Origin of the sequence: Shewanella decolorationis, assembly GCF_004354305.1 — a bacterium.
Lineage (GTDB): Bacteria > Pseudomonadota > Gammaproteobacteria > Enterobacterales > Shewanellaceae > Shewanella > Shewanella decolorationis.
In genome coordinates this window covers 3,578,203-3,590,258 of sequence record NZ_CP037898.1, presented here as the reverse complement: position 1 = coordinate 3,590,258, position 12,056 = coordinate 3,578,203, and the positions used below count along the sequence as shown (strand labels likewise).

The 12,056-nt window shown below is 48.4% G+C and carries 11 protein-coding genes, 1 tRNA gene and 1 pseudogene; 11 read left to right on the top strand and 2 right to left on the bottom strand.

Annotated features, from left to right (window positions below):
• Nucleotides 1-93: 93 nt before the first annotated feature.
• The 8 genes from EYR25_RS16065 to nadE all read left to right on the top strand — a co-directional run bounded on the left by EYR25_RS16065 (nucleotide 94) and on the right by nadE (nucleotide 8,618).
• Entirely contained in the window at nucleotides 94-423 is a 330-nt protein-coding gene (locus tag EYR25_RS16065) for a YbaB/EbfC family nucleoid-associated protein (RefSeq protein WP_047540411.1), read from the top strand.
• Between the two features lie 12 nt (nucleotides 424-435).
• Nucleotides 436-1,035: a recombination mediator RecR gene (recR, locus tag EYR25_RS16060; RefSeq protein ID WP_023265729.1), complete on the top strand. Its 600-nt coding sequence runs from the start codon at nucleotides 436-438 to the stop codon at nucleotides 1,033-1,035.
• A 313-nt stretch (nucleotides 1,036-1,348) separates the two neighbouring features.
• A complete protein-coding gene (gene htpG / locus EYR25_RS16055) occupies nucleotides 1,349-3,262 on the top strand; it encodes a molecular chaperone HtpG (RefSeq protein WP_023265730.1) in 1,914 nt (637 codons plus the stop codon).
• A 117-nt stretch (nucleotides 3,263-3,379) separates the two neighbouring features.
• The gene (locus EYR25_RS16050; protein ID WP_133181403.1) at nucleotides 3,380-4,243 is read left to right on the top strand and encodes a tetratricopeptide repeat protein; all 864 of its coding nucleotides are present in this window, start codon (nucleotides 3,380-3,382) and stop codon (nucleotides 4,241-4,243) included.
• Between the two features lie 141 nt (nucleotides 4,244-4,384).
• Complete coding sequence (gene adk, locus EYR25_RS16045) at nucleotides 4,385-5,029, top strand: adenylate kinase (RefSeq protein WP_133182910.1); 645 nt, start codon at nucleotides 4,385-4,387, stop codon at nucleotides 5,027-5,029.
• 80 nt (nucleotides 5,030-5,109) lie between these two features.
• Entirely contained in the window at nucleotides 5,110-6,156 is a 1,047-nt protein-coding gene (gene hemH / locus EYR25_RS16040) for a ferrochelatase (protein WP_011717368.1), read from the top strand.
• Nucleotides 6,157-6,346: 190 nt separating this feature from the next.
• A complete protein-coding gene (locus tag EYR25_RS16035; protein WP_023265734.1) occupies nucleotides 6,347-7,651 on the top strand; it encodes an inosine/guanosine kinase in 1,305 nt (434 codons plus the stop codon).
• 136 nt (nucleotides 7,652-7,787) lie between these two features.
• Nucleotides 7,788-8,618, top strand: a complete 831-nt coding sequence (gene nadE, locus EYR25_RS16030; protein ID WP_133181401.1) for an ammonia-dependent NAD(+) synthetase — start codon at nucleotides 7,788-7,790, stop codon at nucleotides 8,616-8,618.
• Between the two features lie 90 nt (nucleotides 8,619-8,708).
• Here nadE and EYR25_RS16025 read toward each other — a convergent pair whose 3' ends face one another.
• Nucleotides 8,709-9,254, bottom strand: a complete 546-nt coding sequence (locus EYR25_RS16025) for a DUF6942 family protein (protein ID WP_133181399.1) — start codon at nucleotides 9,252-9,254, stop codon at nucleotides 8,709-8,711.
• Nucleotides 9,255-9,424: 170 nt separating this feature from the next.
• On the opposite strand from EYR25_RS16025, the gene EYR25_RS16020 reads away from it, so the two are divergent.
• Nucleotides 9,425-10,900: an alpha/beta hydrolase gene (locus EYR25_RS16020; RefSeq protein ID WP_133181397.1), complete on the top strand. Its 1,476-nt coding sequence runs from the start codon at nucleotides 9,425-9,427 to the stop codon at nucleotides 10,898-10,900.
• 196 nt (nucleotides 10,901-11,096) lie between these two features.
• Nucleotides 11,097-11,173, top strand: a tRNA-Pro gene (locus EYR25_RS16015).
• A gap of 138 nt (nucleotides 11,174-11,311) precedes the next feature.
• On the opposite strand, the gene EYR25_RS21410 is transcribed toward EYR25_RS16015, so the two are convergent.
• Complete coding sequence (locus EYR25_RS21410) at nucleotides 11,312-11,779, bottom strand: site-specific integrase (RefSeq protein WP_243729979.1); 468 nt, start codon at nucleotides 11,777-11,779, stop codon at nucleotides 11,312-11,314.
• Between EYR25_RS21410 and EYR25_RS21405 the strand changes: the two are divergent.
• Nucleotides 11,721-11,882: pseudogene (locus EYR25_RS21405) on the top strand (IS91 family transposase); the annotation flags it as partial. The gene EYR25_RS21410 and the pseudogene EYR25_RS21405 sit on opposite strands and share 59 nt — an antisense overlap.
• Nucleotides 11,883-12,056 lie beyond the last annotated feature (174 nt).

Sequence of the window (12,056 nt, the reverse complement as noted above, 5' to 3'; positions counted from 1 at the left end):
TGGGGTATCGGCATTGATTGCCAATCCCATTTATTTCAGTAAGATTAGCCAGCTTAAAAGCTTGCGACTAACCCTAATAGAAGAGAAATGACTATGTTTGGAAAAGGCGGTATGGGCAATCTAATGAAACAAGCCCAGATGATGCAAGAAAGAATGGCAAAAATGCAGGAAGAAATTGCCCGCATGGAAATGGTCGGTGAATCAGGTGCAGGCTTGGTTAAAGTGACCATGACTGGCTCACACACAGTCCGTAAAGTCGAAATCGATCCAAGCTTGATGGAAGACGATAAAGAGATGCTGGAAGATTTGATTGCCGCAGCGTGTAACGATGCAGCGCGTCGTATCGAAGAAAACCAAAAAGCTAAAATGGCCGAAGTGACTGGCGGTATGCAATTACCACCAGGCATGAAAATGCCATTTTAATTGAGATAGACAATGAAATTTAGTCCCCTGCTTGACGAGTTAATTCAGTCCCTGCGCTGTTTGCCAGGGGTTGGGCCGAAATCGGCTCAACGTATGGCGTTTCAATTGCTTGAGCGCGATAGAAAAGCTGGGCTTAAATTAGCCTCGGCGCTGTCGAGTGCCATGAGCGATATCGGTCATTGTCAGTCTTGCCGAACCTATACTGAAGAAAGCCTCTGTCCGATTTGTGCTAGCCATAAGCGCGGCTCCTCGTCGACGATTTGCGTGGTCGAAACGCCGGCCGATGTGTTAGCCATTGAAGCGGGTGGACATTTTACCGGTCGCTACTTTGTATTGCTGGGCCATTTATCACCACTCGATGGGGTGGGGCCTGAGGAGTTAGGCTTGGCGCTATTAGAGCGTCACTTAGCCTCGGGCGATGTTGCTGAGCTGATCCTTGCGACTAATCCCACGGTAGAAGGTGAGGCCACCGCTCACTTTATTGCCGATATGGCAAGGCGCCACAAAGTGGTGATCAGCCGTATCGCCCACGGCGTTCCCGTGGGGGGCGAGCTGGAATATGTTGACAGCACCACCTTAGCGCTGTCCTTCAATGGGCGTATCCCGCTGTAGCCTGCGATGGACTCAAGATAAAACCCGCCAGCCCAGTGCTTGCGGGTTTTTATTTTATGGGCGCAGGATGATGTGATTAAAGAGTATTGAGCAGATGCGCTTAGTGCTCTTGTTTGCCGCGTTAGCCTACCTCGTTACGACTAACTGCCCAAATATCTGGGCCATGGGCCGTGTTTTCGCTTCAAGTTGCCTTATTTTTCGTCATTTGATCTGTGATTTTATCTCCCCCCTTGAAAAGTGGATTTACAGCCCCATTTTATAAAGCACTGAGCGTTTGCTTTAACCAAATTGCGTAACAAATAAGGAAAATTTCATGTCACAACAAGAAACTCATGGTTTTCAAACTGAAGTCAAACAGCTGTTGCATTTGATGATCCATTCTTTGTATTCCAACAAAGAAATTTTCTTGCGTGAACTGGTCTCCAACGCTGCGGATGCGGCCGATAAGCTGCGTTACCTTGCGTTGACCAACGACGCGCTATACGAAGGTGACGGTGAGCTACGTGTGCGTATCAGCGCAGACAAAGAAAAAGGCACTGTGACCATCGAAGACAATGGCGTAGGTATGACCCGTGATGGCGTGATTGAGCATTTAGGCACGATCGCCAAATCGGGCACCGCTGAATTCTTTAAAAATCTCTCTGGCGAAGCCTCAAAGGATTCGCAATTAATCGGTCAGTTCGGTGTGGGCTTCTATTCAGCCTTTATCGTGGCGAAAAAAGTGACAGTACGCACCCGTGCTGCCGGTCATAAGGCCGATGAAGCTGTATTGTGGGAATCAGAAGGTGAGGGCAGCTTCACCGTTGAAACCATCACTAAGGCCAGCCGTGGTACTGAAATCACCCTGCACCTACGTGATGACGAAAAAGAATTTGCTGACGATTGGCGCCTGCGCTCCATCATCACTAAATACTCAGACCATATTTCAATCCCAGTAGAAATGTGGCAGGAAGGCACCCCTGAGCGCGATGGCCCAGACGGTGAAAAAATCCCTGCAACCGAGGGTTACTGGAAGGTCATGAACAAGGCGACAGCGCTGTGGATGCGCAACAAGTCTGAGATCACTGACGAAGAATACCAAGAATTTTATAAGCATATTTCCCACGACTACACAGACGCACTGCTGTGGAGCCATAACCGCGTTGAAGGTAAACAGGAATACACTAACCTGTTGTATATCCCTTCAAAAGCGCCATGGGATCTGTGGAACCGCGATCGTAAGCATGGCCTGAAACTCTTTGTGCAGCGCGTGTTTATCATGGATGACGCCGAGCAGTTTATGCCATCTTACCTGCGCTTTGTGCAGGGTTTGATTGATTCAAACGATCTGCCGCTGAACGTGTCCCGCGAGATTTTACAGGACAACCACATCACCAAAGCAATGCGCACCGGTATCACTAAGCGTGTGCTGGGTATGTTGGAAAAACTGGCAAAAGACGATGCGGAAAAATACCAAAAATTCTGGGCCGAATTTGGTCAAGTGTTGAAGGAAGGTCCAGCGGAAGACTTTGCAAACCGTGAGCGTATTGCTGGCTTACTGCGTTTTGCGTCTACCCATACGGGCAGCGCGGCACCGACTGTGTCACTCGATGATTACATTAGCCGCATGAAGGAAGGCCAAACCAAGATTTACTATATCGTTGCCGACAGCCACGAAGCGGCCGCCAACAGCCCACACTTAGAACTGCTGCGTAAGAAAGGCATCGAAGTGTTGCTGATGTCAGAACGTATCGACGAGTGGTTAATTAACCACTTAACCGAATACAAAGAGAAGCAACTGCATTCAGTGACCCGTGGCGAGCTGGAATTAGGTGAGCTGGAAGATGCGGCCGAGAAGGAAGCGCAGGAGAAACTGGCCGAAGAGTCTGCACCACTGATTGAGCGCATCAAAGCGGCATTAGGTGCAAGCGTGGCCGATGTGAAAGTGACCTCACGCTTAACCGATACCCCAGCCTGTGTGGTGACGGGGGAAGGTGAAATGTCAACGCAAATGATCAAACTGATGCAGGCTGCTGGTCAGCCAGTGCCAGAGGTCAAGCCGACGTTTGAAGTAAACCCTGCGCATCCATTAGTGTCGCGCTTAAACGATCTTCAAGATGAAGCCGCCTTTGCCGATTGGTCGAATCTGTTATTGCAACAGGCGCAATTGTCGGAGAAGGGCAGCCTAGCGGATCCATCGGCCTTTATTAAGCTGATGAACCAAATGTTATTGGCAAGTCTGAAGTAACACATTCGGGGCACTTGAGTCGAGACACAAGTGCCCCGATTCACTTTTAGGCACCAAGAGTCGCATTACCCTCGGGCATTTCCTAGTAGAAGTGCCAGTTTGGGAGTAAGGAAAACCATGGACAATATCCTCGATCTAACGAAAGACAATATTCAGCAAGTGGTTGATGCTTCGATGCAGCAACTGGTGGTGATGGTGTTTTGGGCCCAGCCACAGCCGCAGAGTGTTGCCATGGTGCAAACACTCGAGCAACTTGCCGCGCAGCATGCTGGCCGTTTTGTGCTGGCGAAAGTGAACTGCGAAACTGAGCTGGAAATTGCGAACTATTTCCGCATTCAAGCACTGCCGACTACCTTAGTACTGGATAAGGGCCAGCCAATCGATGGCTTTGCGGGCATGCAGGAGGCGGCGCAGGTGAGCGCTATGCTGGAGAAACACTTGCCACCCTTATGGCAATTGCAGCTTGAGCAAGCCAAAGCCCTGTTAGCCTTAACCCAAGTATCGGCGGAGGATTTAACTACTGCGGCTGTGTTACTGAAAGACGCCTATAGCGCCTCACATCAGGCGGCTGAGGTGAGTTTGGTGCTCGCCGATGTGTATTTGATGCAGGGTGAACTCGCCCAAGCGCAAACTTTACTCGAACAGATTGGTCTTGCCTACCAAGACAGTTATTACCAAAGCTTAAAGGCAAAATTAACCCTTGCCTTGGATGCGGCGGACACGCCAGAAATTCGTGATTTGCAGCAGAAGTTCGAGCATAATCCGCAGGATTTAGTGTTATTACTCGAACTTTGTAAGGCCCTGCATTCGGCCCACCGAGACGAAGAAGCGCTCGCGCATTTATACAGTGTGTTATCTAAGGATTTAACTGCTGAAAATGGCAAGGTAAAACAAGTCTTTATGGAAATTTTAACGGCACTTGGGCAAGGCAATAGTCTGGCGAATCAGTACCGCCGTAAGCTCTATACCTTGCTTTATTAAAGATTATATTGGCCGCAAAACTGCGATTTATTTACGGTTTCTGAGGCTAAAGTCGAAGCTAAAAGCCTTCTCAATGGCGGCCAGATGTGCGAAGATCGCCGCCCTAAGAAGAATATCAATGCGAAAAAGAGGACTCTTGAGATGCGCATTATCCTATTGGGCGCCCCAGGTGCCGGTAAAGGTACCCAGGCCCAGTTCATTATGGAACAGTATGGTATCCCACAAATTTCTACTGGCGACATGTTACGTGCTGCCGTTAAAGCCGGTACTCCGCTGGGTTTAGAAGCGAAGAAAGTGATGGATGCAGGCCAACTGGTTTCTGATGATCTGATCATTGGACTGGTTAAAGAGCGTATCGCACAGGACGACTGTGCTAAAGGTTTTCTGTTGGACGGTTTCCCACGCACTATCCCACAAGCGGATGCGATGGCGGCAAACGGTATCAGCATTGATTACGTGATCGAAATCGATGTGCCAGACGAAGAAATCGTTAAGCGCATGAGCGGTCGTCGCGTTCACCCAGGTTCTGGCCGTGTTTACCACGTGGTATTCAATCCACCTAAAGTGGAAGGCAAGGACGATGTGACTGGCGAAGACTTAGCAATTCGTCCAGATGACGAAGAAGCCACAGTGCGTAAGCGTTTAGGCATTTACCACGAGCAAACTAAGCCATTGGTTGAATACTATGGCAAAGTGGCTGCGGCGGGTAACACTCAATACCATAAATTCGATGGTACTCAGTCGGTTGCGGCTGTGAGTGCACAGTTAGCCAGCGTGCTGAAATAAGCATCATTCGCTAAATTCGAGAACAAGTTCTCATATTAGGAAAAAGCCTGCGATTGCAGGCTTTTTTTATTGGCGACCGAGTGTTAGCCTGCCGAGGTATTTGGCTGATAAAAGGTAACACATTGACTTCTCCCTCTCCTGCGTTTGGCGTGTTATTGGTCAATCTCGGCACGCCCGATGAACCCACTCCCAAAGCGGTTAAGCGATTCCTCAAACAGTTTTTAAGTGATCCTCGGGTCGTCGATTTGTCCCCTTGGCTGTGGCAGCCGATTTTGCAGGGGATAATCCTTAACACCCGACCCGCCAAGGTGGCCAAACTTTATCAGAGCGTATGGACGGAGCAGGGCTCGCCGCTAATGGTGATAAGCGAGCAGCAGGCACAAAAATTAGCCACGGATCTGAGCGCGACCTTTAATCAAACCATTCCGGTGGAACTGGGCATGAGCTATGGCAATCCTTCGATTGAGAGCGGCTTTGCCAAACTCAAGGCCCAAGGCGCCGAACGTATCGTGGTGCTGCCGCTGTATCCACAGTATTCCTGCTCAACCGTCGCCAGTGTGTTCGATGCGGTGGCGCAGTATTTTACCCAAGTGCGTGACATTCCTGAGCTGCGTTTTAGCAAACAGTATTTTGACCATGAAGCCTATATCGCGGCCTTAGCGCATTCGGTGAAACGCCATTGGAAAACCCATGGGCAGGCCGACAAGTTAATTCTATCCTTCCACGGTATTCCGCTGCGGTATGCCACTGAAGGCGATCCCTATCCTGAGCAGTGCCGCGCGACGGCCAAGTTACTGGCGCAGGCGCTGGAATTAACCGACGGACAATGGCAGGTGTGTTTCCAATCCCGCTTCGGTAAAGAAGAGTGGTTAACCCCCTATGCCGATGAGTTGCTGGCCGATTTACCCCGTCAAGGCGTAAAAAGTGTCGATGTGATTTGCCCAGCCTTTGCCACCGATTGCCTTGAAACCTTAGAAGAGATTTCGATTGGCGGTAAAGAGACTTTCCTGCATGCGGGCGGCGAAGCGTATCATTTTATTCCCTGTTTAAATGATGATGAGCTCCATATCGAGCTGCTCAGGCAACTGGTGCAAGAACAAGCTCAACCATGGATACGAGCAGAGTGACGGTAAATTTCTCCCGTTGAAACCGAAACACGGCCTAGTTTCATGCTGATTTTATGGTAGAATCTGCGCCCCTTGTGGCTCGGGAGTGGATTTTTTATCTCTCTAGCCTAGACTCATTATTTTTAGGACACGATGAGCCAACGCTCGTTGTAATGCCCATTAGCATGGATGCCAGGAAAAGAGAGCCACTATGAAGTTTCCCGGTCAGCGCAAATCGAAACATTATTTTCCGGTCAAAACCCGTGACCCACTGCTTGAGCAATTAACCCAGCAACCTCAACCTTTTGCGACTTATATCAGCGGTATCGATCAAACCTTAGTGGATATCGAAGCCAAGGTAGAGGATGAGTTGCTCGGGCGTTATGGTTTACCCAAGGGTAATTCGACGCTTATCAATGATGAGCAAGCGCACGCCCTGTATACCGAGCTGAAACAAAACGATTTAATCAGCGATGAGTTTGCGGGCGGCACTATTGGTAACACAGTGCACAATTATTCTATTTTGGCCGATGACCGCTCAGTATTATTTGGAGTGATGAGCCAAAATATCGAAGTCGGCAGTTATGCTTACCGTTATCTTTGTAACACCTCCTCAAAGGTTGACCTTAACTTCCTGCAACCCGTCGATGGTCCTATTGGCCGTTGTTTTACCCTGATTTCGGATTGTGGTGAGCGTACCTTTGCGATCAGCAAAGGGGCGATGGATAAGTTAACTCCTGAATATATTGATAAAGACGTAGTGCAGGGCAGCTCTGCCTTGGTATTAACCGCCTATTTAATGCGCGCCAGCGGCGGCGACAGGATCACCGATGCGGCCATGTGCGCAATTGAATACGCTAAAGCGGCCGAAGTCCCCGTGGTATTGACCTTAGGCACACGCTTCTTAATCGAAGAAGATCCCGTTTGGTGGCAAAACTTTATCCAAGAGCATGTGACCATTTTGGCGATGAACGAAGATGAAGGTGAGGCCTTAACCGGATTTCGCGATCCACTGCTTGCCAGCGAAAAAGCCCTCGAGTGGTGTGATATGGTGTTAACCACCGCAGGTCCCATCGGGCTTTACACCGCAGGTTATACCGATGATGCTGAAAAGCGTGAGACTAGCCATACACTGCTGCCCGGTGCTATCCCCGAATTTAACCGTTATGAGTTCTCGCGTCCCAAGCTTAAGCGTGATTGCGAAAACCCGATTAAAGTCTATGCCCATATTTCCCCTTACATGGGCGGCCCTGAGAAAATCGGCAACACCAATGGTGCGGGCGATGGTGCGTTGTCGGCGTTATTGCATGACTTGGCGGCCAATACCTTCCACAAGACCAATGTGCCAGGCTCAAGCAAGCATAAGCGTGATGGCCTGTGTTATTCGTCATTCTCACAAATTTGTAAGTACGCTAACCGCGTGGCTTACGAGGTGTTGGCGCAGCACAGTCCGCGTCTCTCCCGCGGTTTACCTGAGCGTGAAGACAGCTTAGAAGAATCCTACTGGGAAAGATAAACCAGCACTGGTTTGAGTCAATCAGGGCAATAACGGCAAACCGTTATTGCCCTTGTTGTTTTTAGGCGCAAATAAATGATAACGTTAGGCGGTTTACCGCTCCCAATAACAGCGAATATTTAAGGTGGAATTTTCGGTGAAAGCGCAGATCTTAAGAGAAATGAAGGTACTCAAGGCGATTGAGCCTGAGTTTGAAGTGCAGCGCCGTGTGGCGTTTATTAAAACTAAGCTCAAAGAGGCCCGCAGCAAGGCGTTGGTATTAGGGATCAGCGGTGGTGTGGATTCTTCAACAGCGGGGCGTTTATGCCAATTGGCCGTTGATAGCCTTAATAGTGAACATCCTGACGGCGGTTATCAGTTTATTGCGGTGCGCTTACCTTATCAGATCCAAAAGGATGAGCACGAAGCTCAGCAAGCGTGCCAATTTATTCAGCCATCAAAATTAGTCACAGTAAATGTGCATCAAGGTGTTGATGGTGTGCACCAAGCCACCTTAACCGCGTTTGCTGATGCGGGACTGAGTATACCAGATGCGTCGAAAGTCGATTTTGTGAAGGGCAATGTCAAAGCGCGGATGCGCATGATTGCCCAGTATGAATTAGCAGGGTTAGTCGGCGGCTTAGTGGTGGGAACCGACCATAGCGCCGAAAACATCACTGGTTTTTATACCAAATGGGGTGATGGCGCCTGCGATCTCGCGCCTCTATTTGGTCTCAATAAACGCCAAGTGCGCCAATTAGCGGCCTATCTTGGTGCACCTGAGTCATTAGTTTACAAGGCGCCTACGGCGGATTTAGAAGATAATAAACCGCTACTCGAAGATGAAGTGGCGCTCGGGCTGACCTACGAGCAAATCGATGATTTCCTCGAAGGGAAAACCGTCGATAAGGCCGTGGAAGAAAAGCTGATCAATATCTACAAGGCCACCCAACATAAGCGCCAGCCCATTCCAACCATCTACGACTGATTTTTATCACTAACCTTGGCATAGGCAATGCTATCTAGGTTTTCTTTTAAAGCACTCGGCCTATCCGGGTGCTTTTTTTATGGACTTTTATCAAGCAGATACGTTTTGTAGATGCGAGCGTGTAAGTGCAATCAGGGCATTAGAGTATTGGCGGTAATCCAAGTAGGGCGTGAGTAGCACTGATATCGAGTGTGAAGATTGAGTCTGCATTATTGTCGTGATGTCTTGCAGTTTACCTTGGGAGGCTTGCATCAATTGCAACACTGTTTGTTGGTCGGCTGTTTGCTTATTGGCGCTTTGCTGAGGGCCTGTGGCGATGTTGCTATTGGCTGCAATCCCTAATGCTGTGGCCGCGGTTTGCCCACAGACAATATGAATATTGGCATATGGTGAGAGGGCTCTAGCGCCTATCAGCAACATTTGCTCCGTCAGCAATAAGTTGTCGCGATAATTGCGCCAATCTTCACTGGGGGCGCAAATTTTGGCCATAATGGTGAAGATCTTACGCCAGTGGTTACCGTTTAAAGCGATGAGTTCTGCTATCGCGTTATCCTGGTCCCAATGCCAATCTTCAGGCATGAGTGGGGGATTGGGGAGATAAAACGCATAGGGCGCAGCCGCTGGGCCAATGTGCATAATAAGTAGAATGTGCGAATATCAAATAAAAGTGACGCGGATCTTAACCTAAGTAAAGTTAATCGCGACAATTAAAATGCCATCAAACAATAATAAATATGAAGATTGAGGTTTGTTTTTACCTAACCTTATAATCTGCTTGTGCATTTTACGGGATCCAAGGGACGAGAATGAAAGCCATCATCATAGGCTCAACCAAGCACTTATTTTTCGCGGCATGTTATGCCTGTTTGGGGATTGCCGTTGCCCTGTTGGTAACCGGCATACATTTTCTTAATGCCAGGCCCGATCTCTCCCTTTGGCACACCACTGAACTTAAAAACGAATTTCGCTATAACACAAAGTTAGATAATTTTAGTGATTACATTGCCTTAGAAGATAAGTTATTTGCCGAAGTCGATGAGAAAGTCCTCAATAAAGTATCAGTAACAGATGCATCACCTGTTAATCGCTATGTGAAGCACAGTTTGTCGGATCCCGCCCGTTGGCCCCATAACTGGAACCGCACCTTCGAGTGGCCCAAGGCCAATGCGCCCTATGGTGTATTGCTGTTCCATGGTATGTCCGATTCACCCTATGCAATGTCTAATGTGGCGGCACATTTTAAGGGCAAAGCCCATGTACTTGGCTTAAGACTCCCTGGACATGGCACTATCCCTAGCGGTCTCACTAGCCTCTATTGGCAGGACTTAGCCGCCGCGGTGAATTTAGCCACGGCGCATATGAAACAAGAGCTAAAAGGTAAACCGCTGTTTGTGATTGGTTTTTCAACGGGTGCTGCGATAGCGCTTAACCATGAGCTTGAGTTAATCAATCAGGAAAAAGCTCCCGATTATGCGGGAATGATTTTTATGTCGCCCGCTATTGGACTTGCCCCAATTGCGGCAGCGGCCCGTTGGCAGAGTTGGATTGGCCGTTTACTCGATTTAGATAAGTTGCAGTGGAACAGTATTCAGATGGAATACGATCCCTTTAAATACACTTCTTTTGCGGTAAATGCGGGCGATGTGGTCTACCAATTAGCGCTGCGAAATCAAAGCTTATTGAGTGGGTTAACGCCTTCACAACGTGAACAAATCCCATCGATTTTAAGCTTTCAGTCAGTGGCTGATGCAACAGTGTCAAGTGCCGCGGTAGTGAACCTACTTTACCAAGTGCTGCCTGAAAACGGCCATGAGTTAGTGTTGTTTGATATGAACCGCACTGTGATCAACAGTAAATTGATGGCAGATGATCCGCTGCCAGCTTTACTACCGACATCTAGCGACAAGATTCAATACCGTGGGACGTTGATCGAAAATATCAATAGTGAAACAACTCAAGTTCAAGCGCGTGAGTTTGGGCTTATACCTCGAGAAAAGAGCATTACCGAGGTGGAGAGCTTATCTCTGCATTGGCCACAGGGAGTGTATTCCTTATCCCATGTGGCAGTGCCATTTGCTGAAGATGATGGTCTTTATGGCAATATCAGTAATGAGAAGTCAACGAGAATTCAGATAGGCGCCGCCGCATCCCGTGGCGAACGTGGTGTTTATAGTGTTCCAGCATCCGAAATGTTACGCCAAAAATGGAATCCGTTTTTCCCCTACATGTTGACGCGCATTGACCAATATTATGCACGTCATATGCCGAACAAAGCCCAATGAAAGGGCATAAAATTTTGAAAATAGAGTCATTCAGGCCAGAAACTAAGCAGTTAGTCAAACTCAGTTCACTAAGCACTTGCACAGAGGCGAGGCAATTGCTAAAGTCTGCGTCACTTAAGGTGAACCCCAGTTAATCGCACTTTGAGTAATAAGTGTTTAATGTTTAACTTAATAATCGATTAAACACTGACAATTTCGGTATGTAGCGCAGCCCGGTAGCGCACTGTCATGGGGTGTCAGGGGTCGGAGGTTCGAATCCTCTCATACCGACCAAATTCATAAACAATAAAGCCTGCAATCTTAATCAGTTGCGGGCTTTTTTGTATCTGCTTGTTTATGTCAGGGTGGACTAACGGGGGACTAACGGAATTCAAAAATTCTTCTTCCAATTAGTGCTTTGCCTTAGTTTTATTAATGGCTGAGTTTAATCTCAGCGTGTGGTACTTCGGTCCATTGCAGGTGATCCCGCACATAGATTTTGGTGGATTTAGCATCGGTGTGAGCCATCCGACCTTGAGGGTCAACACCCATATCTGAAAACAGTCTGGCAGATAGCGCGCGGATCTCGTGGAAGGTCGGGCGCTGGCTCATTTCTAAATGGTCGCACAGACCTAACTCATCCCTTAATGCCGAAAAGGCTCTGCTAAGGTAATTAGGATCAAGCTGATAGCGGTGGTCTGTGGCCACACTTTGCTTATTGAGTTTGTCAGGTCGGCGATGAACCACATAAGGGCAAAGTAACCCGTCGCGGCTTTTATCGATAATGGCCTTTAATACTTCACCAATCGGTATGGCCACATGGCTGGCTTCTTTTTCTTCACAAATCCAACTGATGTTAGCTGTCGCAGGAGCCGCTTTCCCCGTATTACCAGAGGTCAAACGTGCCTTAGCCGTGCGCTATTGCCCTTGTTGCCATCAAGCTATGCATTTTATGGGCGTTCATATGCGTCATCGACCGACAGACGCTAACATCACCGCCTAAGGCGAGAAGTATAAGGATAACGGGTTAACCAAACAGAATGAGGACTCGATAACAGCTTGATGAATAGGTAATAAAAATATTAGCTCGTTCGCTAAGGGCGGGCCATGTCTGCATAAAAGTCTCTTTGAAAATAAGACCTTCGCCAGTACACATTCTCAATCCGCTATTTGCATA